Annotated in this window: 26 protein-coding genes and 1 tRNA gene; 17 read left to right on the forward strand and 10 right to left on the reverse strand. The window is 45.0% G+C overall.

Features of this window, described 5'->3' with window-relative positions; translation table 11 throughout:
- Together aroB and IDJ75_RS03385 are read right to left on the reverse strand one after the other, a co-directional pair.
- Positions 1-1,059 (reverse strand): 3-dehydroquinate synthase, encoded by a 1,059-nt coding sequence (gene aroB / locus IDJ75_RS03380; protein WP_191174191.1) that lies wholly within the window; start codon positions 1,057-1,059, stop codon positions 1-3.
- Positions 1,060-1,123: 64 nt separating this feature from the next.
- Positions 1,124-1,330 carry an RNA-binding S4 domain-containing protein gene (locus IDJ75_RS03385; RefSeq protein WP_191174192.1) on the reverse strand — a complete coding sequence of 69 codons (207 nt, stop codon included), beginning with the start codon at positions 1,328-1,330 and terminating at the stop codon, positions 1,124-1,126.
- 112 nt (positions 1,331-1,442) lie between these two features.
- On the opposite strand from IDJ75_RS03385, the gene IDJ75_RS03390 reads away from it, so the two are divergent.
- Positions 1,443-2,621 (forward strand): proline dehydrogenase family protein, encoded by a 1,179-nt coding sequence (locus tag IDJ75_RS03390; RefSeq protein ID WP_224746464.1) that lies wholly within the window; start codon positions 1,443-1,445, stop codon positions 2,619-2,621.
- Positions 2,622-2,756: 135 nt separating this feature from the next.
- Here the strand turns inward: IDJ75_RS03390 and IDJ75_RS03395 are convergent, their stop codons facing one another.
- Together IDJ75_RS03395 and IDJ75_RS03400 are read right to left on the reverse strand one after the other, a co-directional pair.
- Positions 2,757-3,233: a DinB family protein gene (locus IDJ75_RS03395; RefSeq protein ID WP_191174194.1), complete on the reverse strand. Its 477-nt coding sequence runs from the start codon at positions 3,231-3,233 to the stop codon at positions 2,757-2,759.
- Between the two features lie 19 nt (positions 3,234-3,252).
- A complete protein-coding gene (locus tag IDJ75_RS03400; protein ID WP_191174195.1) occupies positions 3,253-3,885 on the reverse strand; it encodes an HAD family hydrolase in 633 nt (210 codons plus the stop codon).
- Between the two features lie 65 nt (positions 3,886-3,950).
- On the opposite strand from IDJ75_RS03400, the gene IDJ75_RS03405 reads away from it, so the two are divergent.
- The 7 genes from IDJ75_RS03405 (at position 3,951) to IDJ75_RS03435 (ending at position 9,098) form a co-directional block, all read left to right on the forward strand.
- Positions 3,951-4,024 (forward strand) — tRNA-Ile (locus tag IDJ75_RS03405).
- A gap of 188 nt (positions 4,025-4,212) precedes the next feature.
- Positions 4,213-4,803, forward strand: a complete 591-nt coding sequence (locus IDJ75_RS03410) for a TetR/AcrR family transcriptional regulator (protein ID WP_191174196.1) — start codon at positions 4,213-4,215, stop codon at positions 4,801-4,803.
- Positions 4,804-4,990: 187 nt separating this feature from the next.
- Entirely contained in the window at positions 4,991-6,088 is a 1,098-nt protein-coding gene (locus IDJ75_RS03415; protein WP_191174197.1) for an alkene reductase, read from the forward strand.
- A gap of 30 nt (positions 6,089-6,118) precedes the next feature.
- The gene (locus tag IDJ75_RS03420) at positions 6,119-6,922 is read left to right on the forward strand and encodes an SDR family NAD(P)-dependent oxidoreductase (protein ID WP_191174198.1); all 804 of its coding nucleotides are present in this window, start codon (positions 6,119-6,121) and stop codon (positions 6,920-6,922) included.
- Between the two features lie 15 nt (positions 6,923-6,937).
- On the forward strand, positions 6,938-7,705 hold the full coding sequence (locus IDJ75_RS03425) for an SDR family oxidoreductase (protein WP_191174199.1): 768 nt from the start codon (positions 6,938-6,940) through the stop codon (positions 7,703-7,705).
- 40 nt (positions 7,706-7,745) lie between these two features.
- A complete protein-coding gene (locus IDJ75_RS03430; RefSeq protein ID WP_191174200.1) occupies positions 7,746-8,750 on the forward strand; it encodes an NADP-dependent oxidoreductase in 1,005 nt (334 codons plus the stop codon).
- A 126-nt stretch (positions 8,751-8,876) separates the two neighbouring features.
- Complete coding sequence (locus IDJ75_RS03435; protein ID WP_191174201.1) at positions 8,877-9,098, forward strand: DUF2147 domain-containing protein; 222 nt, start codon at positions 8,877-8,879, stop codon at positions 9,096-9,098.
- On the opposite strand, the gene IDJ75_RS03440 is transcribed toward IDJ75_RS03435, so the two are convergent.
- Together IDJ75_RS03440 and IDJ75_RS03445 are read right to left on the reverse strand one after the other, a co-directional pair.
- Complete coding sequence (locus IDJ75_RS03440) at positions 9,095-10,168, reverse strand: DNA polymerase beta superfamily protein (protein WP_191174202.1); 1,074 nt, start codon at positions 10,166-10,168, stop codon at positions 9,095-9,097. The genes IDJ75_RS03435 and IDJ75_RS03440 overlap by 4 nt on opposite strands.
- The gene (locus IDJ75_RS03445) at positions 10,165-10,920 is read right to left on the reverse strand and encodes a nucleotidyltransferase domain-containing protein (protein ID WP_191174203.1); all 756 of its coding nucleotides are present in this window, start codon (positions 10,918-10,920) and stop codon (positions 10,165-10,167) included. The genes IDJ75_RS03440 and IDJ75_RS03445 overlap by 4 nt, the downstream gene beginning before the upstream one ends.
- A 29-nt stretch (positions 10,921-10,949) precedes the next feature.
- On the opposite strand from IDJ75_RS03445, the gene IDJ75_RS03450 reads away from it, so the two are divergent.
- Entirely contained in the window at positions 10,950-11,096 is a 147-nt protein-coding gene (locus tag IDJ75_RS03450) for a hypothetical protein (RefSeq protein WP_191174204.1), read from the forward strand.
- Between the two features lie 642 nt (positions 11,097-11,738).
- Here the strand turns inward: IDJ75_RS03450 and IDJ75_RS03455 are convergent.
- A complete protein-coding gene (locus tag IDJ75_RS03455; RefSeq protein WP_191174205.1) occupies positions 11,739-13,322 on the reverse strand; it encodes a TROVE domain-containing protein in 1,584 nt (527 codons plus the stop codon).
- A gap of 351 nt (positions 13,323-13,673) precedes the next feature.
- On the opposite strand from IDJ75_RS03455, the gene IDJ75_RS03460 reads away from it, so the two are divergent.
- The 4 genes from IDJ75_RS03460 to IDJ75_RS03475 all read left to right on the forward strand — a co-directional run bounded on the left by IDJ75_RS03460 (position 13,674) and on the right by IDJ75_RS03475 (position 19,041).
- Positions 13,674-14,399, forward strand: coding sequence for a hypothetical protein (locus tag IDJ75_RS03460; protein ID WP_191174206.1), 726 nt, complete (start codon positions 13,674-13,676; stop codon positions 14,397-14,399).
- Positions 14,400-14,687: 288 nt separating this feature from the next.
- Positions 14,688-15,524, forward strand: a complete 837-nt coding sequence (locus IDJ75_RS03465; protein ID WP_191174207.1) for a universal stress protein — start codon at positions 14,688-14,690, stop codon at positions 15,522-15,524.
- 10 nt (positions 15,525-15,534) lie between these two features.
- Positions 15,535-16,377 (forward strand): universal stress protein, encoded by an 843-nt coding sequence (locus IDJ75_RS03470; RefSeq protein WP_191174208.1) that lies wholly within the window; start codon positions 15,535-15,537, stop codon positions 16,375-16,377.
- Positions 16,378-19,041 (forward strand): cation-translocating P-type ATPase, encoded by a 2,664-nt coding sequence (locus IDJ75_RS03475; protein ID WP_191174209.1) that lies wholly within the window; start codon positions 16,378-16,380, stop codon positions 19,039-19,041.
- Here the strand turns inward: IDJ75_RS03475 and IDJ75_RS03480 are convergent.
- Genes IDJ75_RS03480 through IDJ75_RS03490 form a run of 3 tightly spaced genes read right to left on the reverse strand, consistent with a single transcriptional unit; the run spans position 19,038 to position 21,204 of the window.
- Positions 19,038-20,111, reverse strand: a complete 1,074-nt coding sequence (locus IDJ75_RS03480; protein WP_191174210.1) for an AI-2E family transporter — start codon at positions 20,109-20,111, stop codon at positions 19,038-19,040. The two genes, IDJ75_RS03475 and IDJ75_RS03480, sit on opposite strands and share 4 nt — an antisense overlap.
- Positions 20,112-20,114: 3 nt before the next feature.
- A complete protein-coding gene (locus IDJ75_RS03485) occupies positions 20,115-20,729 on the reverse strand; it encodes a CDP-alcohol phosphatidyltransferase family protein (RefSeq protein WP_224746465.1) in 615 nt (204 codons plus the stop codon).
- A complete protein-coding gene (locus IDJ75_RS03490) occupies positions 20,722-21,204 on the reverse strand; it encodes a hypothetical protein (RefSeq protein WP_191174211.1) in 483 nt (160 codons plus the stop codon). The genes IDJ75_RS03485 and IDJ75_RS03490 overlap by 8 nt, the downstream gene beginning before the upstream one ends.
- A 130-nt stretch (positions 21,205-21,334) precedes the next feature.
- On the opposite strand from IDJ75_RS03490, the gene IDJ75_RS03495 reads away from it, so the two are divergent.
- The 4 genes from IDJ75_RS03495 (at position 21,335) to IDJ75_RS03510 (ending at position 25,582) form a co-directional block, all read left to right on the forward strand.
- Positions 21,335-21,496, forward strand: a complete 162-nt coding sequence (locus IDJ75_RS03495) for a hypothetical protein (protein WP_191174212.1) — start codon at positions 21,335-21,337, stop codon at positions 21,494-21,496.
- Positions 21,497-21,568: 72 nt separating this feature from the next.
- On the forward strand, positions 21,569-22,498 hold the full coding sequence (locus IDJ75_RS03500; RefSeq protein WP_191174213.1) for an alpha/beta hydrolase family protein: 930 nt from the start codon (positions 21,569-21,571) through the stop codon (positions 22,496-22,498).
- 9 nt (positions 22,499-22,507) lie between these two features.
- Positions 22,508-23,422 (forward strand): helix-turn-helix domain-containing protein, encoded by a 915-nt coding sequence (locus IDJ75_RS03505; protein ID WP_191174214.1) that lies wholly within the window; start codon positions 22,508-22,510, stop codon positions 23,420-23,422.
- A gap of 462 nt (positions 23,423-23,884) precedes the next feature.
- Positions 23,885-25,582 (forward strand): hypothetical protein, encoded by a 1,698-nt coding sequence (locus IDJ75_RS03510; protein ID WP_191174215.1) that lies wholly within the window; start codon positions 23,885-23,887, stop codon positions 25,580-25,582.
- Positions 25,583-25,626 lie beyond the last annotated feature (44 nt).

The raw sequence follows: 25,626 nt of genomic DNA on the forward strand, positions 1-25,626 counted from the left end.
TTACAGCGTGGCGTAATATCTTAAACTATCGCAAAGTTCGCTTTCCGTGCAGATATTATCAATACTGTATTCACCAATATGTTTCAGCAGCGTGCAATTTATTTGGCCGTTCTGGTTCTTTTTATCCTTTGCCATGTGCTCCAGCAAGGTTGGGAAGGTGTCTTCCAATACCTTGTAGCGCGGGTAAAGGTGGATAAGCACTTCGGTAACTTCCAATAGCTCGCTATCCGGCAGGCCAATTTTTTTGTTGGCTAACCAGGCCTCGCAGATCATGCCTATGGCAATGGCTTCGCCATGCGAAAGCGGATCGGCATCATTCATCAGTGAGTAGGTCTCTACCGCGTGGCCAACGGTATGGCCAAAATTTAAGGCTTTGCGGATGCCTCTCTCGTGCGGGTCGGCAATCACCACTTCATTTTTTATCTCAACAGAGCGGTGTACCAACTCGTCGGATGGTAAACTCAGGTCACTTACTTTTAACTGGTCCCAGTAGGCTTTATCTACAATAAGGCCGTGTTTCAGCATTTCTGCCAGGCCGGAAAGGATCTGGCGCGGGGGCAGGGTTTTAAGGAACCCGCCATGCATAAATACAGCTTTGGGTTGCGTGAACGTACCAATGATGTTTTTGATGCCATCTACATCAACCCCGGTTTTACCACCAACAGATGCATCAACCTGCGAAAGCAGGGTAGTGGGTACCTGTACAAAATCTATCCCGCGTTTATAGGTGGAGGCTACAAAGCCGCCCATATCGGTAATAACACCACCGCCCAGGTTTATCATCAGGGCTTTGCGGTCGGCACCAAAATCTATCAGTGTTTTCCAGATGCCAATACAAAAATCAATGGTTTTGCTTTCTTCGCCGGCGTTTACCTCAATCAGGTCGTAGTTGTCCAGGTGGTCTAAGTGTTCCTTTACAATAGGCAGGCAATACTCGGTTGTGTGTTCATCTGTAAGGATAAAAACTCTTGAGTAATTGCCCTGCTCAATAAAATTCACCAGCCGGGTAAGGCTGTCTTCAAAATATACGGTGTAACCGTCGCTCTGTATGTTATTCATCCTGAAACAATTAGTGGGTTAGTGAATTAGTGGTTGGGCCTTATCTGCAATATGCACATCTTTATTATATTGCCCTGATCTGCTTTCCCCTAAATTCAACCACATCGCCCGGTTTTACCTTAAGGCGTTTACGGTAATCAACCTGGCCATTATAGCTTACTTCGCCCTGCTCAACCACTATCTGGGCTTCGCCGCCGGTAGGTACCAAACCCGCCGCTTTAAGTAGTTGTATCATTGGGATATAATCGCCTGTTACCTTAAATTCTATCATGGGTGGCAAAATTAAACTATTCGTGCAATAATGAGTTATCATTTTATAATTTTGCACAATACTTCAGGCGGAACATAGTTTATCAATTATGTTCCATGAACAAAAAAATTACATGAGTCCAAACGATAAATTATCCTTCGAAAATACCGAGATCGCTTTCCGCCATTCATCCAATACCGACCTTAACCGCGCCTACTGGCTGTTTAAGGTGATCAATGTGAACTTCCTGGTAAAGATAGGCCCGCCAATAACCAATTTTGCCGTAAAAATAGGCCTCCCTATCAAAGGGCTGATAAAATCGACCATATTTAAACACTTTTGTGGTGGCGAAACTATTGAAGAGTGCAGCACAACCATTAAAAACCTGGCCGATGGCAAGGTAGGTACCATACTTGATTATTCGATAGAAGGGGAAGACGATGAAAAAGTATTCGACAATACCCGCGACGAGATCATCCGTACCATACTTACCGCATCAAAAAGCAAAAGCATCCCGCTTACCGTTTTTAAAGTGACCGGTGTTGGCCGTTTTGGCTTGCTGGAGCGATTAGACGAAGGCGTTAAACTTAGTGTTGATGAGCAGATAGAATGGCAAACCGTACAGGATAGGGTGCTGGCCATTTGTGAGATGGCACATTCAGAAGGTGTACCGGTGATGATTGATGCTGAGGAAAGCTGGATCCAGAAAACGATTGATAACCTCGCGCTGAACATGATGCGTTTTTTTAATAAAGAAAAAGCTATTGTTTATAACACCTACCAGTTATACCGCCACGATAAGCTGGCATCAATCATACAAGACCACTCGGTTGCAGAGGAAGAAGGTTTTATACTGGGCGCTAAAATTGTACGCGGCGCTTATATGGAGAAAGAGCGTAAACGTGCGGAAGAAAGGGGCTACCCGTCGCCGATACAGCCCAACAAAGAATCGACCGACCGCGATTATAACGACGCACTTATTTATTGTGCCGATAACATCAGCAATATTGCCATTGTTGCCGGTACCCATAACGAAGAAAGCTGCCGCCTGCTGGCCGAGCTGCTGAACGAAAAGCAGATAGAACATAAAAACCCGCACGTGTATTTTTCGCAGCTTTTAGGCATGAGCGATAACCTGAGTTTTAACCTGGCCAACGCTAACTATAACGTGGCTAAATATGTGCCTTACGGCCCTATTAAAGCGGTGTTGCCATACCTGTTTAGGCGCGCGCAAGAGAATACCGCCATTGCAGGCCAAATGAGCCGCGAGCTGAGTTTAATTGTTAAAGAGAAAAAGAGAAGGAATAGCTAAATTTTTTAATTCCCTCCCTTGGGAGGGTTAGGGAGGGGTTCGCATTGTGTATATTGAAGCATGTATGGCCTAAAACCCCTCCCTGCCATTATGCTTGCCTACTACACCCCTCCCGAGGGAGGGAATGGAGGTGGCCTAATCCCGTATCACATCTGTATCTACAGGGATGTAGCCCAATTGCCTGCTCATATTTATTACCTGGCCCTTATGGTGAAATTCGTGCGTTATAACGTGCGTGAATATTTCAAAGGGCGACCGTTTAAGGGTGTTGCCATCAGGGCGGGTAATGACCCTTTGCTGCTCCAGTGAGTCTTTGAAGTTTTGCAGAAATTCATTCACAAGTAAATCTACCTGCCGGTACGCGTTACATACAGAAATTAGGTCGCTGTGTTCCTCCTCCTTAAAATAGGGCCGCTGATGTTGCATTACACTTTTTGCCAGCCAAAATAAATAACAATTAGCCACATGCATTAGCTGCGTTACCATACTTTCATTATTGAAGGACGGCAGCCTGGTAAGCATATGCTCTGTTTTTATTGTTTCACAATAATCAAACAATGCCCCGCGTGCGGATAAAACCAGGTGGTATTGATGTAATAGCGCTGAATACATATCACTTACTATTCAATAATTAAACCAAATGTTCGCGTTCGGCAAATGCAGCAAGTGTATCGGGGGCAGTCATTAAAAAGGTTTGGATGCCCAGGGTTTTAGCGGCCTCTAAATGCTGCGGACTGTCATCAATAAACAGGGTTTCTTCCGGTTTTAAATTATTCTCGGCCAGTACCTGCTCAAAAAAATCTATTTGTGGTTTGCGTTTGCCTACTAAATGCGAGTAATAAGTTTTCTCGAACAAATGCTCGTTATCATCAAAGCCAAAATCGGTTTTCAGGTAGTTCATGATGTAGGTGTAATGGATATCGTTGATGTTGCTGAGTAAAAAGGTGCGGTATTTCTCTTTAAATTTTAACAATAATTCGTGATTCCCGGGTGCAATACCAAGCAGAAGACTGTTCCAGGCGTCGGTAATTTGCTGATCGGTAACGGCAGGGTTGTCAATTATTTGCTTTACATAGCCTCTGAATTCATCAGATGTTACTTCTCCACGATCAAATTTATCAAATATTTGGTCCTGCTTACGGTGACCGAAAAATTCATCAGGATTGCTGATACCCAATTGCTTAAATGCCTGCTGTGCTTTGCGGAAGTCGATACTGAAGATAACGTTACCATAATCGAATATGATATTTTTAATATTTTTCATTTTTGGCTTTTGTAATTGCGTTCAAATCCGTAATATTGCGGCCTCGAAAATAGTAAATATTTTCTGCGCCTATAGCTCAGTTGGTTAGAGTAGAAGACTCATAATCTTTTGGTCCCTGGTTCGAGCCCAGGTGGGCGCACAAATGAAGTTTAACCGCTTCTTAAAACCCTCTAAATCGCTGATTTAGAGGGTTTTTATTTTATTCCAATCCTTACGAACGCACCCAACGCAATTGTCACCCTCTTATCATAAAGCATTAATATACTAAAAAGTATTTTTAATTAAACTTTTTAGTATATTTTTGCATGGTAAAACTTATATATTGATATGCTTACCAAAGCTGAAAGAACCAAGCAATTTATACTGGAAACGGCGGCGCCCATTTTTAATCAGAAAGGTATATCCGGGGCGAATATAGATGATGTGCTCGCAGCTACGAAGCTGACAAAAGGATGCCTTTACGGTCATTTTGAAGGTAAAGAAGATTTGGCGCTGCAGGTTGTTAACTATATGTTGGCTACCAACGGCGAAAAAATTATGCAGGCCATCAGTAAGGGTAAAACTGCAAAGGCCAAGGTTTTTGCTTATCTTGATTTCTATAAAGATCCCTTGAATACCTACCTGAAAGGTGGGTGTCCGGTATGTAATATCGCCGTGGAATCTGACGATAATTTTCCGGCTATCAAAGAAAAGATAGCAGGTGTTATCCGCCATGGCCAGGAATTGTTTGTGAGTATTTTAAACCAGGGCATTGAGAAAGGGGAGTTTTCTGATAACCTCGACCCTGTACTTTACGCTTTTAAAGCTGTTTCCGCCGTTGAAGGAGCCGTTGTAATGTGCAGGGCGCTGAATACAGCAAAGCCTATGGTGGGCTTGCTCAAGAGTCTGAAAGCAGAGTTAGAGGGTTATGTGATATAATTTTCATGAAACACCCCGAAGCTCTTTACACGAGGTTTTTATTGGATCCGTGTTATGCAGCAAGTTATTCTGGGATCAAGCAAGTAATATCAAAGTTTTTGATGAATTAAAATATACTAAAAAGTACAAAATAAACCACAGAAGGATAGCCGGCCAAACCAGGCCCTGATCAATTAAAAATAAAGCAATGAACGACCAAATTATTTTTGAGCCCTATAATTTAAATGGCCTTCAACTGAGCAACCGCATCGTAATGGCACCTATGACCCGCAGCCGGTCTGATAATCCGGGCAATGTGGCCACGGAACTAACAGCATGCTATTACCGGCAGCGCGCCTCGGCAGGGCTGATCATTACCGAAGGAACTTATGTTAGCCGCGACGCCGTAGGCTATGTTAATGTTCCCGGAATCTATACAAAAGAACAGGTTAAAGGCTGGAAACTGGTTACCGATGCGGTGCACGGGCAGGGTGGAAAAATTTTCGCCCAGTTATGGCACGTGGGGCGTTTATCGCACCCGGACCTGCTGGATGGCGAACTACCGTTAGCACCTTCCGCATTGAATCCACTAGCCAAGGCATTCACCCCTGAAGGCTTTAAAGATACAGTTGATGCCAGGGAAATGACAGTTGAGCAGATAAAAAAAACCATCAACGATTTTAAGCAGGCTGCCGCAAACGCGGTGGAAGCGGGTTTCGACGGCGTGGAACTGCATGCAGCCAATGGTTACCTCTTACATCAGTTTTTTAACCTCTATTCCAATAAACGCCAGGATCAATATGGCGGTTCTATCAAGAACCGCGCGCGTATATTATTCGACATTCTGGATGCATTGCGTTCTGTGATCGACATGAAGAAAGTAGGTGTAAGACTAAACCCTTCCCTCCACGGTATCCAGGGGATGATGCTCGACGAGGAAACGATCGCCGTACACGATTATATAGTCGCCAAATTGAATGAATATGAACTGGCTTACCTACACCTGACTGAGCCATTTACCGATGTATCGGGTAATCCCTGGGGTATTGAAGAAGTGGCTAAACGTTACCGCCCACTCTATAATGGCACTATCATCATAAACCGTGGATTTAACAAGGCAAAAGCCAGCAAGGTATTGAACGATGGTGATGCCGACCTGGTATCATTCGGGGTTCCCTTTATTGCCAATCCGGATCTTGTTGAACGCTTTAAAGCAGATGCACCGCTCAACCAGGCCGACCCATCAACATTTTATACACCAGGAGAAAAAGGGTATACCGATTATCCGGTGATGGCTGGACAATAATGCTTTTTTAAATAATTAAAAAACATCAAAATGAAACATACGATTTTAGTCACAGGAGCCTCATCAGGGATTGGGCTGCTTGTTGCCAACAAACTTCATCAGGAAGGCTACCAGGTGATCGGCACAAGCCGGAACCCTGAAAAGCACCAGGCGAAACTGCCATTCAAGTTACTGGCGTTGAACCTGAATGATGACCATTCTATTGAATCTTTTGGCAAACAACTGTTCAATGAGATCAAAACTTTAGATGTGCTGATCAATAACGCGGGTTTCTTGGTAAACGGACTTGCTGAAGAAACTCCGGTTGATCTAGGCAAGCAGCAGTTTGAGACCAACTTTTGGGGAACGATCAAATTAACTAACGAACTGCTGCCTTACTTCAGGCGACAAAAACACGGAAAAATTATCACGCTCGGCTCCCTGCTGGGTTTAGTTGGCCTTCCTTATGTAGCCTATTATGCGGCTTCCAAACATGCCCTCGAAGGTTACTTTAAATCGCTCCGGTTTGAATTGAACCAGTTCAACATCAAGGTGGTCATGGTTGAACCGATGAGTTTCAAAACCAGCATCGGCGAAAGCGGCACTGTAGCGGAAGGAAATATCGCGGATTACGACGTGTTCAGGAAAAAGATCACTGCCTATACCCAAAGTACATTTGATAAGGCGCCGGAATCTGCGCCGGTCGTGGCTGCTTTATTAAAGGCAGTAAAAGAAAAAGATCCGACGTTTGGCTACCCTGTCGGCAAAGGATCGTCGATCATACTCCTGCTTCAGCATTTCGCTTACAAGATCTTCGAAAAATCTATTTTAAAATCGATCAACGCCTCTAAATAACTCAAAAACAAGATCATGGAAATCAAAGGAAAAACGGTATTGATCACAGGCGGTGCATCAGGTATCGGGTTGGAAGCGGCAAAACAATTCCGGCAACAAGGCGCAAGGGTGATCGTCACCGGGCGCAATAAAACTAAACTCGATGCGGTCAAACAAAGCTATCCCGACATAACGGTCTTTCAAAGTGATGTATCCAATGAAAGTGACGCAAAGATACTGTTCGGTGAGATTGAGCAAATAGGCGGTATCGACATACTTTATAACAACGCCGGGGTTGGCGTGCCGCCATTGAACCTGGGCGTTGCGAATGATAAACATCTTGAAGGGGCAGTATATGAAATGGAAGTGAATTACTTTGGGGTATTACGCCTGAATAATTTATTTATGAAAATGCTTAACTCCCGCCAAGAATCAGCGATCATTAATACCACTTCATTGCTCTGCATGGTACCTTCCGTGGTAGAAGCGACCTATTCCGCGTCCAAAGCGGCCCTGTCGTCCTATACAAAAACCTTAAGGGCACACCTGCAGGCAATCGGCAGCCCCGTCAAAGTATATGAGTTGCTTCCACCGCTGGTAGACACCGATATGGTGGCAGACCGGCCTGATAAAAAGATCAGCCCTGAAAAACTGGTGCAAGCGCTCATCGAAGGTTTAAAAAAAGAGCAGTTCACCATCCGGGTTGGCGACAGTAAAGCAGTTTATCTCATCAACCGGCTTTTTCCAAAAGTAGCTTTCGGGTTAGTCAATCCTAAAAAAAGTTACCAGGTATTAGTATCATAAAAATCATTCCCTATCCTAAAAATAAATTAAAAAAAAGATCATGCGGGCATTCATCGTAAAAGGCTACGGCAAAAAAGAAAAATTACACCTGGCAGAATTACCGGAACCAACGGTAAAGGAAAACGAGGTGTTGGTAGAAATACATTCGGCAGGTGTCAACCTGTTGGATTCACTGATTAAAAATGGCGACTTTAAATTGTTTTTACCCTACAAGCCACCATTTGTAAACGGCCATGACCTGGCAGGTGTGGTGACCAAAGTTGGTTCGAACGTTAACCAGTTCAAAATAGGCGATGAGGTGTATTCCAGAGCGGGCGATTACAGGATAGGTTCTTTTGCCGAATACATCGCGGTAAATGAAGGCGACTTAGCTTTAAAGCCTAAAAACCTCACTATGGACGAAGCAAGCTCTATTCCATTGGTTGGCTTAACCGCGTGGCAGGCTTTGGTTGAGATCGGCCAGATCAAAAAAGGCCAGAAAGTTTTTATTCAGGCAGGCTCCGGTGGTGTAGGCACATTCGCCATTCAGTTGGCGAAGCATTTAGGCGCTTATGTTGCCACAACTACCAGTTCAGCGAATACTGATTGGGTTAAAAAGCTGGGTGCCGACCTGGTGATCGATTATAAAACAGAAGATTTTGAAACCAAACTTAAAGATTACGATCTGGTATTACACAGTAACCGGGATCCTGAGGTGCTGGAAAAATCATTCCGTATTTTAAGATCCGGCGGACAACTGATCTCATTGGTTGGTCCCCCGACGCCGGAATTCGCCGCCGGGATCGGTTTGCCCTGGTATTTAAAATTAGTGACCAAATTGTTAAGCTCGGGTGCGAAGAAAAAAGCAAAAAAGGCCAATAGCAGCTTCCGGTTCCTGTTTATGCGGGCTGATGGCAATCAACTGGCAAAAATTACATCACTGATAGAATCAGGTGTGATCAAACCGGTGATCGACAAATTATTTGCGTTCGAACAAACCAACGAAGCGTTGGCTTATGTAGAATCCGGCCGTTCAAAGGGCAAAGTTGTGATCAAAATTAAGTAGAATAAATATCGGGTCTGCCTTCGCCGGAACTTAACTCCCGGAGGATTAGGATACCATTAAGAGCATTAAAAAATGAAAAAACTAAGGATAGCCTTGTTGCTTTTCCTCTTTGCTGCAACGAGAACGTTGGCACAAACTCCGGAAGCCGACAAGATATTAGGCGTGTGGCTAAGTGAAGATAAGACCGGTAAGATTGATGTTTATAAAGTAAACGGAAAGTATTTCGGTAAGCTGATCTGGGGCAAAACGATATACGAAGCCGATGGAACCACATCCAGGAAAGACGATTATCTTACATGCTATAATGCCATACGTCATAACTGGAGAAGAATTCTTGATCACCATTAGGTAATACCACGATAAAAAGATTCTCTGATTTGAACCAAAATCTTTTCCGCTATTTGAAGATTAGGTTTATCTGGCAGAGTGGACTTTTCATAAGCTTTCTTTATCATCTCCATTTTTTCTTCAACCATCAACATCAGATCATCAAATTCAAATTCACCATTGCGGATCTTTAGCAGAAAATCACGGTCCTCGCGTTTTACTATTACTTGCTGATACAAAGCGATTTCCTCTGCCATGCTCAAAAGGCGGAATGTGTGCATCATATTTTTAGCATCGTAGCTTTTACCATGCGAAAGCGTACTTTGATAACGCTGTTCATTTCGCTTTGCTTCCCATTCCTGGTACTCTTTGTATTCCCGGCAATAGATTGAATAGCTATCCTTGTTAAAGTTAATTACTGCTATATTCTCTAAGCCTTTGGGAACAGAGCTTAACTGTACATCGTCAGCTTCTGAACCCGATATAATACCCTTAAATATACCTTCGGTCAACTGCTTTTGATGGAATAGCAAATAAACATTTCTGAAATGATCAAGATTAACCAAGCCACATTCATCCTGATTGAAACTATGCTCCTTTAACCATTCCTTTAGCAGAACGCTGCCATTGTTATAGATCACAAAGCAAAAATCCAATACAGATTTACGTTCAGCATCCAATGGCTTATTGATCTTTTTATTTAAGCCGCGGGCTTTTTTGATCTGCGTTTGTGCATAACCGGCAAAAGTATCCAGGCAAAGTTTAGACAGAAAATCTTCCGGCTTGATCAGGTCCATTAAGGGGTGACGAAATAAAACATGCTCCTTAGGTGTGCTTAACAGTTCCAGTATATTGGGATTGTTCTTCGTCAATAATTCCAGGAAACGGCCTGTCTCAAAGTAAACTTCATCGTTGCTTGCATTGGCGATCTGATCCTGTTGCTCAAAACCGTAAAGTTGTTTTTGAGGCATGATGAATATCCCTTTCTTGTCTACGTCAGAACCAGCCACATTCAGATTATAAGCCGTACTGCCGCTTATGCAATCCAGCAGGATAAGTTCTTTTTGCTGTTTTAACTGTTCGTAGGTCATATCTGGATATACTTTCTAAAGATGTTATTCAATTCATCCGGATACTTCTTTTCGGATGGAAGCTCAGGTATACGTTCTTTGCAATAGTCAAGTGTAGAGCTTAGCCATTGATTAAGTAACGGAACAGGTGTTATCATAGCTTTTTCATCAGCTATCTTTTTCCTTTCCAATAGTTCATCTATTGAGTTTTGAACTTCATTCTCGGTTATCATAACTCTCAAATGCTCAAACTCCATAGATGGTACCGACTGTTTCTCAACTATCCATAAGCAAGCTAATGCCGGACGAAGTGCATAAAAGTAGCGCTTTAGCTTTACCTGTTCAGTTTGCAGATCATCTCGAAGTGTATTATGCGCCATCGACAGATAGTGGTTAGCGCCGGAGCGTAACGAGAAGTATTTCGACATGAGCTTACGCAGATCATCAGCAAAGAGCGAATCTCCGTGGTACACTATTGGCGATTGTAGCCATTCGTATAGTGCGCTATTCGATTTCAGGAATAACTTTAGTGCTTTTTTGATATCCCAGCCGCCTATGTCTAACACTTCGTTAACAGGTAATCCCAAATTGTCGGGTAGGTCTGTTATGCCAAGGTAATCGTTTACCGACCGGGCATATATAAAACGTACATCAAAATCGCTATCGGGCGAGGCAAAGCCCCATGCCCGGCTACCTGATTCGCAGGCGTACAGTATTTTTATATTTTCGGCCAATTCCAGTTCGAGCAGTTTTTGAAGGATTGTCTCGGTCATGATTAATTGTATAAGGTTACAAAATATAAATGAAAGAGCAACAACCGGCGGGTGTCTTATGGGAGTCGAACCCTACCGTTTACACGGTTTCACCAGACGAAGTATTACCCGCCTACGGCATCTTTCATTATGTTTATAAAAAAGGGCAAAAAGCAACAGGTGTGTTTTTTTGCTGAGCTACTATGCGAAATAAATCGCTGGGTGGATTTGAACCACCGGCCTTCCCTTACGGGACGCTCTAACCGAAGTATCACCAGTTTACGGCACCTTTTTAGGTTTAGTTATTTTAAAAAGAAGAGCGACAATCCGGCAAGCGTATTAAACGTGACAGGTTGAAGTAACGCTTACCTACGGCATCTTCTTTATTTTTTTAAGGGCGATGGTCAATATGAGCTTGCACTGCTCTACCAACTGAGCTACAATGGGATTTACTTCCAAAGGCCGGGATCGAACCGGCGACACGAAGTAGCGCATATTTACGGCACCTTAATATTTTAGTTTCTTTAAAAAGAAGGGTAAAAAGCAATAAGCCAATCTGCACTGTGCTCTATCCAGTTGAGCTACCCTTGCGGGGACGGATTCGAACCGCCAACCCCAGCGTCCAATCGAAGTAAGACTTATTTACGACACCTTCTTTATATTTTATAAGGAGCAACAGGCGAACGCGGGACGGGGGCTCGCTTGTGAGGACTCGAACCTCCAGCATAGCTTGCACTACACTGCCCACCCCCTTCATGAGCGAAGTAACCCGTTTCTACGGCATCCTTATTTTTTAATTTCCTTTTAAAAGTGTGGGGCGTTTGCTTCCCCATACTTGGTTACAGTTCTATTTCATTGATAGCATCTAATGCCGAGCCTCCGTTTTCTAAAGCAGCTAACACTTCAAAAACTTTATCGCTCCAGCCGGCTACCAGGTAAACATCATTGCGCAATATTTGCAATGGCGCTTGTCCGTAACCTTTCAAGTCGAACAGATAGAGTTTCGCGTTTGGTGATACCTCTGCCTTGTAGCGTAACCACAGGGTTTGGATATGGTCGGCAGTGTTATTGCTGTTCCATAACTGGGCATCGGTAAATAGAAACACCTTGTCCATTTGTACCCTGCGCTGTAATATATCCTTGATAACCAGGTAGCCATTGGTGCTGTAACCCACCTCGCCCTCGCGGCGATAAAACTCCTGTACGTTACCTAAGATGTTATTACGCGGCACCACAATGATTTTCCATGTGTCACCAAACATACCCACCTCCACGTTTTTACAACGCGATTGCAACAGCATGGCCAGCATTAAGCCCACATCGTACAACAAGATTTTACTCTTAGCCGATACCGGTACCTGCATCGATCCTGAAACATCGCAAGCTAACAGCACACGGGTTTCATAACCGAAGCCTTTTATATTGGCAGCGCTTGCCTGTACAGCTTTTTCCAAAGCATCCAGCAATTCGCCGGTGTAACCTTTGTTTTGGCCCTGCATTAAAGCGGTCAGCTTTTTAACCAGGCTTTGTGCAGGCACTTTGGTTATCGCTGGGTTAATCAGCTCACGGTAAGCGGCCAAATAACGGAATGGAAACTGCTTTGCCTTCGCAACCTCATCCGCATCGGCTAAACGGGCGCATACTTTTTCAAAGTGCGCGTAGCTTACGCCAGCTTCCTGTATGTTGCGCAGGTTACGCAGCAAGGCCATGTAGCCCAGTTTGCCGCTGTCTATCAGTTCTTCCCACTTAGCACGGAACGCTATGGCCTTAGCCTCAACACTGTCGAAATTCAGCTGACCTAATGCCGACAGTTCGGTTTCCCAGGTGTAAGGCGTTTGCAGGTCTCCGTTCGCTAATTTGTTGAACAGCACCTGCTGTAATTCGTCCTTGGCTTTTGGGTGAACCAAAAACAAAGCATCGCGCAGTTTGATGGCGCCATCGCGGTTGTATTTACCAAACTGGTACTCATCGAAACGGTTGAACGCTGTGCTCAAACCCTTTTGCAATTGCTTGCTTAGGCGGTTCAGCTTTTTAGTGCCGGTACGCTGGTTCAACGTTTCGTAGCAGGCCAGCAGTTCGGTGATCTCGTCGGCACGGCCAATTACGCCATCGGTAACCCGGGCGACCAAATTATCGCCCGAGTGCAGCTTAGCCAATTCGGTAACCAGCACCAGCGGTGCCGAACGCATATACATTTTGGTGCGGGCGTATATAGCCAGCTTACCCACAAACACCGGGTTACATGCGGCTATCAGTTTTTGCAGGCGCACTAAACGCGCCTCGTCTTTTTCATAAAAAGAGTCATTTAAGCTCCAGGTAACCACCGCGGTGTACAGCTCCATTTCTGGTGACAGCGTAAACGCTTTGGCACCTGCGTAGTTAACGGTCTGGGTTTTTAATTTGCTTAACAGGTTAAATTTCATTATGAACCTCCTTTTCTTTAATGTTGATACAAATAAATCGGGGCACTGCGCAGTGTATTTGCGCAGCTGAAATTATTTTGAAAAAAGTTTAAATACTCGTTCATTTTTTGGCGCATTCATTATTATCAGCAAAGTGGGAGAAGGAAACTGGTACGTTTTACTCGATAAGAGTAATTAATTTATTATTTTACTAAAGATGTTAGTAGCCATTGCTTGTCGTGTAAAACTTCGATTATTCCATTATTGTTTATTCGTATCTTAGAGTTATTAAAATTATTCATTATAAACTAGTTACAGCGCTATGGGGTAATGCCAAATATATTGGCAACGTAACAATATCTAGGTAAAAGCATGAGTGAAGTTGAACAGGAAGTCAAGGTAAAAAAAGCTGTTAAAGAACCGCGGATATCTTTGACAATGATTTCGCGATATATCGTCGCATCCGAAAGAGTTAAATTGAGTATTTTAAAGAAATGCAAATATCCGTCTAATTATATACCCAAATTTTATGAAATGGCTAGGAAACTGGTTTGTGAAATATTCGAGGGGAATTTTGTGGATGGACATGAATTGTATTTTGAAATTTTTAAACAGCAGGCAGAAACCTATCGTAAGGAGGCTAAAGCGTATGCTGAAAATAGGGATGATTATAAAAACCGGATTTATTCTGCTAAAGGTTTAGATGCCATTATCGCTATGTCATATCTTCTTACACCAATATTGGAAAGACACACCCTCGAAAATAATCTTCACCGCAGAAGAAACAAGATTGTGAACAATGATGTCAGTATTGGTGCCGTGTCAGATATACTGCTTTTAGATCAAGCAGGTATTAAACAAGTTGGCTTTTTAAAATTCAATTTCGAATCGAATAAATTGAAAAGAGAAGAAGCAGAAGCTAAATTATTTGTATTGAAAAAATTTTATGAGCAAAAAGGATTGAAGCTGGATCCAAAGAGCTGTATTTTGGTTGATGTGATTGCTTGGCGAACCTATTCGGTGGCCGATGTCGCTGATGCGGAAATCCAAATCAATCAAGCGACTTTAACAATAAGGGAGAGCTGGGATTTGATATAACACTTTGCCCGTCAAGCGTGCGCGCTTGATCGATGAGGTATAACTAGTGTCGCTTACTTCCATGGCAAGGGTCCACTTGTGATTAGAGAAATCCGCTTCCGGTACCTCCACATAGGCGCGTAGATGCTTTAAAATAGTGCAGTTTCAATTGGCTTGGCTGATGCTGATCGCAAATGAAATAACGAAAAGTAAGTATTGTACATACCGCTTGGTCTCTTAATGACAGCCGTCATATTTTTCGCGACCGCTTGTCATTGTCCAGTTCAGTTATTTATAAAATATTTGATCATGAAAAAAATAAGCGCGGTATTTAACGGATTAAAGTTTTCAGACAGCACGCTGGCCTACGCGATCAAACTCGCGGAAAGCAGTAAGGCTTTGTTATCCGGCGTTTTCCTGGAATCGTTTCTCTATAACAGTTATGGACTAGCTGATCTGGTTGGAAAGCATGGGCTGTCGCAGGTAAAGATGAAACACCTATTGGAAAAAGATAAAGCTACGCGTATGAAAGCCGCCGATATATTTGAACGGGCCTGTAAAAAAGCGCAGTTGAACTATACCATTCATCATGCCCCAAGTTTTTCGGGGCAGGGAGTATTAAAAGAAAGCATTTACAGCGATCTGCTGCTGATCAGCTCGGCGGAGACCTTCAGCCATTTGCCGGAACAGCCGCCCACCCGTTTTATCCGCGAATTACTCGCCGCTACACAATGCCCGGTTTTAATCATTCCTAAGAAATATCAGGACATAGAAAAAGTGGCCTTGCTCTACGATGGTAAGCCGGCGGCGGTTTACGCGATCAAGCAATTCAACTATATGATGCCCTGGCTGCGTAGCAAACCCGTTGAGGTAGTTTCCGTTTTCGATACCCAAGCCCCCGCAGAACTGCCCAATGAGCAACTGGTCAGTGAATTTATCGCCTGTCACTACCCGGCAGCAACTTATACGCTGTTAAACGGGGACCCGGAAGAAGAGCTGCCAATCTACCTTAAAACTAATGCCCAAAACAGCCTGGTTGTTTTAGGGGCTTACCAGCGCGGTAACGTTTCCCGCTGGTTCAGGTCCAGCATGGCCGACAGGCTCATGAAAGCTATTGATTCGCCCTTGTTCATCGCCCACCACTAATCTTAAACTCATGGAAAAAATTCTTGTGACCACCGACATGTCCGTTAATTCAAAAGCCGCTATCCGTTTTGCCATTAAACTTTGCAAACAACGCAATGCGGAATTAATAATTCTGCATGTTTACCACCTTTTAAAGCCCTTCAAATGGAGCGAACAGGCCTTTACGGTGTATACCGATACTTTTAAAGAAAAAACAGCAAAAGAATTAACAGCATTTATCGCCGGCATCTATCAGGATATCCATGAACCCGAAATTAACCATCAATTGGTACTGGCATCAAATACCGATGTAGTGGATGGGATAATAGCTTATGCTAACAAGCATAACTGTTCTTATATCTGTATCAGTACCCGTGGTGCCGGTAACCTTACAAAAATATTCGGTACACATACTGCTAAACTGATCAACACTTCAGAGGTGCCGGTTTTATGTATACCAAGTTCTTATCATTTAAAGGAATTAACCCACGTTCTCTACGCATCGGATATGACCGATTATGAAAACGAACTCAAAAAGGTCGTTGACTTTGCAAGGCCTATTCAGGCCACGGTGGCGATGATGCATATTTCTTACCCCTACGAATTTACTTATGACCGGGAACTGGCGGAAGCCTCACTGCGGCAAAAGGCGGATTACCAGGTGAGTCTGCTAACCCCCGAACGGGATATTACCCGGACATTACTGGAGGATATCGACCGGGCGATCAAATCGACCAAGCCTTCGCTAGTGGTTTTGTTTAACCATCAATCGAGATCGTTTTTCGAAAAATTGTTCTTCCCTTCCAATGCCGAGGAATATTCTTTTTACGGCAAGATCCCCTTGCTGACCTTTAATAAACGGGAAGGAAAATAAATGAGATATCCGCTGGATTATCCTTTTTCATTGCCTGCAGAGGAGGTGGTCAGGCTGTTAGCTACCCACAGCGATCAAGGTATTTCCGGTACGGAGGCCCAAAGGCGCAGCAAAACCTATGGGCCTAATATTTACCCGGCACAGCCGCCCAAAAGCCCCTGGCTGATCTTGCTGGCGCAGTTCAGGAGCCCCATCGTTTACCTGCTGTTTTTTGGCGCAATCGTTTCCCTTTACTTTAAGGATTTGTTAGAGACCATAGCCATCCTGGCGGTTATCGTCATTAATGCGCTGATCGGCTTTTTTATGGAAATGCAGGCACGCAGTTCCATGAACGCACTGAAGAAAATGGAAGTGATCCTGGCGAACGTGATCCGTGACGGTGAAGTGCAACAGGTGCCCGCCGAAGTCCTGGTTCCCGGCGATCTGGTCCCGCTGGAGGCCGGAGATATCATTCCCGCAGATGGTCGCTTAATAACCGTCCACCGCTTGCAGTGCGACGAATCCTCCCTGACCGGAGAATCCCTCCCGGTTGAGAAGACGACCGAAGCATTGCCTCCGGATACTATTATTGGCGACCGGCATAATATGGTTTTCAAGGGCGCCGCGGTCATTAACGGGAACGGGAAAATGATCATCACTGGCATTGGTACCCATACGCAGTTAGGTGCGATCACCACGCTGGTGGAAAGTTCAGCCGAAACGGTTACACCGCTGGATAAAAAGCTGAACCTGCTCAGCCGGAAACTAATCTGGGTGACCCTGGCGATGACCGCGATCTTTTCAGTAACAGGATTTATACAAGGCAAAGCGCTGCTGACCATTATCGAAACCTCCATTGCGCTGGCGGTAGCCGCCATACCCGAAGGCTTGCCGGTCGTTGCCACGGTGGCCTTGGCTTACGGGATGTTGCTGATGGGCAGGCGCAATGCCATCGTTAAGCAATTATCATCCGTAGAAACGCTGGGCAGCACGGGTGTGATCCTGACCGATAAGACCGGCACCCTGACCGAAAACAAAATTCAGGCGGACACTTTCGCCTTCCCGGCAGAAAGTGTCCGGGTGCATATCGAAAACAACCGTTTAAAGTTTCCGGGCGGCCCTGTCAGGCAAGGCACTGAAAACCTGGAAAAACTCTTATTGGCCGGGCTGCTTTGCAATAATGCCAGTGAAACAGCCGGGGATCCTGTAGAAGTGGCTCTAATACAGATGGCCGCTGCCGCGGATCTGGATATCCTTGTATTGACAAGCGAGTATGAACGTGTCGCTGAAATCCCTTTCAGCTCTGAACTGATGATGATGGGCACCCTGCACCGAACCTCATCCGGTTATTTTACCGCTGCTAAAGGCTCAGTCGAGCGGTTGCTCGAAAGGTGCGCAAAGCTACAATCGGGTAAACTGATCAAAGATCTGGATGCCCGATCCCGGGAGGCATTGCTCTTAAAAGCTGAAAAAATGGCGGCCAGCGGGTTACGGGTGCTCGCGTTCGCTTATCACACCGGTAAGCCAGCTGACCCGCAGGACCTTTTAAATGGCCTCATTTATATCGGGATGGCCGGTTTTATGGACCCGCCGCGGTTGGATATCAAAGGCGCTATATTTAACTGCCGCCAGGCGGGCATCAAGGTGGTTATGATTACCGGCGATCATCCGCAAACCGCGCTGAACATTGCCCGCAAGGTTGGCCTGATCGATGAAACTGATAAGGCGGTGATTACCGGAAAGGAACTGCCTCCTGCCGGAGCACTGACACCGGCCTGGCGGCAGCGGATTTTGGATACCGCCGTTTTTGCAAGGACCTCGCCAGCGCAAAAACTAGAGATTGCAGAAGTATTCCAACAGGCGGGCGCCATCGTAGCAATGACAGGCGACGGGATCAACGATGCGCCCGCGTTAAAGAAAGCAGATGTTGGTATAGCCATGGGCATCAGGGGGACCCAGGTGGCGAAAGAGACGGCTAATATCATCTTAAAGGATGATTCTTTTACCTCCATTGCCCGTGCGGTGGCGCATGGCAGGGAGATCTTTCAGAATATTAAAAAGTTCGTGGTGTACCTGGTATCCTGTAACCTGAGCGAGATCGTCATTGTGACGCTGTTGGGGATGATTATGCCAGGCGCTACCTTACTGCCGCTCCAGATCCTCTTCCTGAACATGGTAACCGATATCTTTCCGGCACTGGCGCTGGGTTTAGGCACCGGTGACCTGACGGTCATGCTCCGGCCGCCAAGAGACCCTGCCGAACCCATGGTAACAGGCAGTGACTGGGTGCGCATGGCGTTTTATTCAGCTTCCATCACCGCTGCCGTGATCATCGCGGTCACCTACAGCAAAACCGTACTGCACAGTGATGACCTTACCTGTAATCATATCGCTTTTATCACGCTGACCTTTGCGCAGTTATTCCATGTGTTCAATATGTCATCGCCGGGCTCCGGCTTTTTAACCAACGAAATTACCAGGAACAAATGGGTATGGATGGCGGTCATGATCTGCAGCGGCCTCATCCTGCTGGTTTTCGCTGTGCCCGGCCTGCGCCTGGTTTTAGGGCTTTCGGTAATTCCGCTTAACTTGTGGTTGGTTGCTGTGTCCATCAGCCTGCTGCCACTGATTATTTTCCAATTTTACAAAATCTTTAAAAAGAAGGAAAGCCTGCCAACAGCCTAAATTTCCAGCTGGCTTTTTGATGGACGGTCGTCGCCTAAAAGGACGCCCCATTGCTTATAATTTTCGGTGTGGTCAAATACGAGCTTTAAAATGGATAGCAAAGGCATCGCCAGGAACATGCCCGAGAGACCGGCCATAGCCCCGCCGGCGATAATGCCAACGATAGAAACCAGCGGGTTAATCCTGACCTGTGAACCCACGATACGCGGCATCAAAATATTATTGTCCAGGAACTGCACAACCGTGATCGTGGCCAGCACGATCAGGACATCCGCCAGGCTTTCTGAGGACGCCAGCGTCAGCATGATGCCCAGGATATTACCGATCAGGGCGCCCAGGTAAGGAATGAGGTTCAGAAAAGCAAAGATGATCCCGATCAGCAAGGCATTCTGTATACCAAACAGCCACAAGCCGCCGCTTAAAAGGATGATGATATAGGTAATCTGTATCAGCAGGCCGATCAGGTAGTTTTTAACCATCACTTCGGTCTGCCGGATGACCTCTTCGACTTGCAGGTGCTGGTTTTTGGGGAACCACATCAGCGTGAACCGGATAAAAAGGTTCCGGTACAGCATAATAAAATAGATATAAATGGGCAACAGGCCCACAAAGATGATGATACCCGACAAAGACCCCGCTGCACCGCTCAGAACGCCGCCCAGGGAACTGAAGAGTTTTTTACTCTCCGTATTGATGAATTTTACCTGCTCTGCCGGAGAATAGCCAAAAGACCGGCTGATCCAGATACTCAGGTTATCCAGGTGTTTGGCTACGGTATGCTGTATCTTCGGGAAATCATCCAGAAGGGCACTAACCTGGCTGGAGAACAGCCATATCAGCAGGCCTACGACGATGGTCAATAATAAGATCGGCAAAAAGACCGCGATCACTTCAGGAACTTTGATCTTCCGGAAAAAGCGGAATACCGGCAAAAGCACCAGGCTGAAAAAGAAAGCCATTAACAAAGGCATGATGATCGTGCGCCCGGCTACGACGATCGTTCCCAGGACGAACAGGCCAATGAGTTCGATGGCCCGCTTTATGGTGGCTGGCATTTCTTTTTCCATCATCGCCTATGCTTTCTGTAAAGCACGTTTTTTAATTGCCCAATACAGCCCTTTCACGTCCGTTTCCCAACGGGGAATCACCAGGACGAGCATGATCTCTTCCAATAAATCGAGGATGGTCAGGGCTGATACCGCGTAGAACAGCGCATAGACCGGTTCAGGCAACCAATAGAAAACTACCAGAAATATAGCCTGGAAAATGGTGACAAATTTGGCCAGGTAGGTATGAAAACTACTGATCTTATGATAACGGATCAGTGCAAAACAGATCTGTGTGACAAAGAGTAGGACCTGTATTGCGACCAGTACCAGTTCTTTCCGCAGAAATTCCGGATTCACCAAAGTTATCCCAATGATTGCTACCGCGATGGTCAGGTCGTCTGAAACTGAATCCAGAATGGAACCGAAGGCGCTGGTCACTTTATACCTGCGGGCCAAATAGCCGTCAATCGCATCGGTAAGGAAACTTACCACTAACAGCCATTTAAAAACGGCAAGACGGTCATTGAATAATAAGGTTAAAAGTACCGGAGCTGCCAATAACCTGTAAAAGGTGATCGCATTGACCATATAATAACTGGGTTTATGTATGGGCTTGTTCGGCATGGCTGGTTTAGTCATTATCCTTGTCATCACTTTTCAACGGAGATGTCGTGTTCGTTCCGATTTCGGTATGCCTGATCTGCCCGCCTGAATAGCCTGTCCGGGCGATGAATCCGAAGCTAACTAATGCCGCGGTCAGTGCAAGCAGTGCGACCGGTCGATTGAACGCAGTGCTTTTGAGTGTAACAAAAAGTCCGATGGCGGCAATACCGCCCGTGATCAATAAGCTGACGAGCGAAATCAAGGCAGACTCCGCATGTTCTTCGATCACGTTTTTCGATATACCCTGTAAATGTTCGACCGTTTCTTCGGCACCTTCGCCGGTTGCATAAGCGATACCGGCGCCTATGGCAGAGATAATGAGCAGGTTATAGGCAGCTATCAAAGTCGTATTGCTTTTTCTCCATATCCCATGGGCCAAAACAAAGGCTCCCAGCACAGCACCGACAATCGGCAGGTGGGTGATCAGCAGATGAATGTGGGTCTGGTTCATAATATTGTTTTTTACCGAAGATCAATATTTGTGCACGCGGGGTAAATAATTGTTATCAAGCTAATTAATGATCCTCGTCACTTGTTTTTAGCCATTCAAACGCCAATTTTAGGATCTAAGAAACGCCGCTATGAAGGTGATCCTGATGCTCACCGATTTTTCGGAAAATGCGGACCATGCCGCAAAAACTGTTGCAAAAGTTGCTCCTCAATTGAATACGATATTTTGCTTTACCATACCTATTACAACAACGGCCGCCGCGCTGGATCTTTTCCGGAGTTTGGCTAAGTAATGCCCCGATTTCACTACGCCGGGGACCCGAAGGTTGCGGACCTTTGACTTATCAAAATTTAATCAATAAAAAATGAAACAGTCAAAAACACCCATTGTGAGCTTTAGCCCGGTTGTCTTACCCGTTGCCGGTCGCCACGTAGACCTTGAAATAAAAGTTTCTGCTCCTGCAAGCGGTAACAACCTGCCGGTTATTCTGCTTTCGCATGGCCACGGCCCCTCTAATTTTCTTTCTTCGTACAAAGGCTATGGCCCCATGGTAGATTTTTTTGCAGCAGCGGGGTTTGTTGTCATCCAACCCACTCACCAAAACTCCAGAGCACTCGCGCTTCCCGCGTCCCTTCCTGAAGCGCCCTTATTTTGGAGTTCACGGGCAACCGACATGAAATTTATCATGGATCATTTAGACGAAATTATCTCCACCGTACCAGGGTTAACCGGCAGAGTAGATAAATCAAAAGTAGCAGCCATCGGCCACTCCATGGGGGGGCACACGGTTGCCATGCTGGCTGGTATGGATGTAACTGACCCTGCAACAGGTAAAACAGTGAATTTCATAGAACCACGGATAACAGCCCAGGTCCTGATCGGCGTGAGCGGTGGCCCCGAAGGATTTAACGGAGTAAACAGGCAGCATTATCCGGTGTTGGCCGCCGGCGATTTCAGCACCATGACCTTGCCGGCACTGATTGTGAACGGGGACAAAGACATTAACCTCATGTTCTCTGATGTGGAAAATTGGAGAGCAGACGCTTATTATCAAAGCCCCGGACCGAAGGACTTACTGACCGTGTTTGGCGCCGAGCATATTTTTGGTGGGATATCAGGTTATGATGCCCGCGAGACAAGTGATGAAAATCCCGAGCGTGTTGCCTTTGTGTGTGAGAGTATTCTTGCCTATATTCGTAGTACATTCAATCCGAATGATCTAAGTTGGGAACAAGCAAAGAAAGCCCTTAACGGCGTGCAGGGTGCATTGGGCAGCATTGAAAGTAAATCATAAACAAACATCATGAAGGACGAAATAGCTAACCATCGATTCGATTCTTTATCAAGGATGCATAAGCTGCTGGACATACCGGCACCTATGCACCCTTTGGTAAGTTTGATCAATAACGCCAGTGGTACAATCCCGCTGGAAAGACTTCCCAGTCCCCACATTTTAAATTTTTATAAGATATCCTATAAGATGAACTTCCAGGGAAAATTTAAATATGGGCAGCATTACTACGATTTTGACGAGGGCGGAATGTTTTTTGTTTCGCCGAACCAAATTACGGGAGCCCACGAAGCACTCAGTGATCAATCTGGTTATACTTTACTTTTCCATCCGGATTTTTTATTGGGTTACGAACTCGCCAGAAAGATCAAAGAATATGGCTTTTTTTCTTATTCTGTCCATGAAGCGCTGCATTTATCAGAAAAAGAAAAAACCACGATCATTGCTGTTTTTGAGAGTATTGAAGAAGAATTAAATGGCAGAATCGATAATTTCAGCCAGGACGTGGTTATTTCTCAGATCGAATTGCTGCTGAATTATGCCAACCGGTTCTATAGCCGGCAATTCATCACCCGTAAGGCGGTCAGCAGCGATCTGCTTCAAAAGGTAGAAGAAGTCTTGCACACTTATTTTAAGTCGCCAAACATACAAAAGCAAGGGCTTCCTACTGTTCAATTTCTTTCAGAACAGTTAAACGTCAGTGCCAGTTATTTAGGTGATATGCTTCGATCACTTACGGGGCAAAACGCACAACAGCACATTCATAACCATCTCATCGAAAAAGCAAAGGAACAGTTATCGACCAACCCGGCTTCGATAAGCGAGATAGCCTATCAATTAGGATTCGAACATCCCCAGTCTTTTAGCAAATTTTTCAAGCTCAAAACCACGATGTCACCTTTGGATTTCAGGCGTTCTTTTAATTAAGGCATACGTAGCACACGGTATCATCCAAATAACAATGTGGCGGGCTGGTTAGAACAAGTTAGAGATGATCAGTTTCAGAATCATGGTAAGAATACCCCTTAAATCATCGATTTAAGGTTTTTTTCATTAATTATCCCCTTAACAACCCTTTGTAAAGCCAAGGTTCTTGTTACCTATCAAACTACTTGCTTCTTATTTTTAATTTAACAACTATCCATTTACTACATACAAATTGAAAATTCTAAAAGTTAATCGCGAACAATTATCTGGAAAGGAATTGGCGGGCATTTTTTGTATTTTTTGATATTTTTCAAAAGCAGGGCAGTAAATCAATCATGCCACAAACAGATGGGTACACTTACCTGCCTGTTTTTATTTTAATTTACAGCATCAGTTGCCAAAATCTTAAAAACAACTATAATTATAAAATTACCTCTTTTGATAGGGAAGATTAACAACGATATGAAGCATCATAAATATTCAGCAGCGTTTATAACAGCTATAGCTTTCATTTTAATACTGAGTTCGTTTACAATAACCGGGATAGACGATAAGAAACCTGTTAAACCCAGGTACAAGCCTAAGATCGTTAACATAGTAAATTTTATAAGGCTGCTTGAACCCCGCGACCCCGCCGTAACCGAGGATGTGCTATACCAAACCGTGGTAAAACAGGTAGAGATCATGAACAAGTACAAGTTGCGCGGCACATTTTTGTTGCAGTATGATGCCCTGATGGATCCCAGGTACCAAAAGCTGCTGAAGAGCCTGCCTGCAGATAGTTACGAGATTGGCGCCTGGTGGGAAATTCCGCAGCCAATGGTAGAGAAAGCCGGGCTAAAATGGCGCGGCCGTTACCCATGGGACTGGCATGCCAACATTGGCTTCTCTACAGGTTACACGCCTGAAGAAAGGGAAAAACTGACCGACGTTTATATGGCAGATTTTAAAAAGATCTATGGATATTACCCAAAAACGGCAGGCTCGTGGTTTATTGATGAGCATACGCTTAACTACATGTATCAAAAGTACCATATCGTAGCATCGAGCAATTGTAAAGACCAGTATGGTACCGATGGTTATACCCTTTGGGGCGGCTACTGGAACCAGGCTTACTACCCGAGCAAGGTAAATTCATATATGCCTGCCCAGAACGAGAAAAACCAAATCCCGGTGCCCATATTCAGGATGCTGGGCAGCGACCCGGTAAGGCAGTACGATACCGGCTTTGGCACTACCTGGCAGGGCGTAATAACCCTTGAACCCGTTTACCCAAAAGCGGGCGGCAGCGCCGAATGGGTGGACTGGTTTTTCAAAGAATTGGTTGAAGGTGAATCGATGGAGTTTGCTTATACGCAGGCCGGGCAGGAAAACTCCTTTACCTGGGATGCCATGTCGAAAGGGTTTGAGATACAGATGCCCCTGATAGCCAAACTGCGCGACGAGAAGAAAATTAAGGTTGAAACCCTGGTTGAATCGGGCACATGGTTCCGCAAGCGCTATAAAACAACCCCGGCAACGTCTATGACAGTTAATAATGATATTGGAAACAGCAACCGCAAAACAGTTTGGTTTAACAGCAGGTTTTACCGCACCAATTTACTTTGGGAAGACGGTACACTGCGTTTCAGGGATATCCACCTGTTTAACGAAAAATTGCCATCAGAATATCTTACCAAAAAAGTAGAAACCAACGTATGCTCGTTTTACACCCTCCCGTTTGTCGACGGCTACTTGTGGAGCAGCCCAAAAGATATTGCAGGCTTGCGCTTTAAAACCATTGAGGATGGCAAAGAAGTGCTGCTAACAGGCGGTAAGCCAAAGGTAACAAACCCCGCAACCGGCAAGCTCCATATTGTATGGCCGCTAAAAGCAGGGAAAGGCACGTTAACTATGGACTTAGACGAAAGGCAATTAACTGTTAAAGTAACAGGCAAAGCTGCCGATAACTGGTTTTTAGACCTGAATGTATCGGAAAAGGCCAAACTGCCCTTTAAAACCATTGGCACTAATGCGATAAGCTGCCAGTTCCAAGGGTTAAATTATGCTATCACTACACCAAACGGCAAGTTCTCGGATAATGATAAAGGCAATGTTTTTAGGGTAAGCCCCAAAGTTAATGCCTTAACACTCAACTTTGCAGGGCAAGCGAAATGGTAAGTGTTATATGATGTGAAAATTTATCATTGCGGATGTGCCGTTAG

The organism is Mucilaginibacter rigui, from assembly GCF_014773275.1.
In the GTDB taxonomy this organism is placed as follows: domain Bacteria; phylum Bacteroidota; class Bacteroidia; order Sphingobacteriales; family Sphingobacteriaceae; genus Mucilaginibacter; species Mucilaginibacter rigui_A.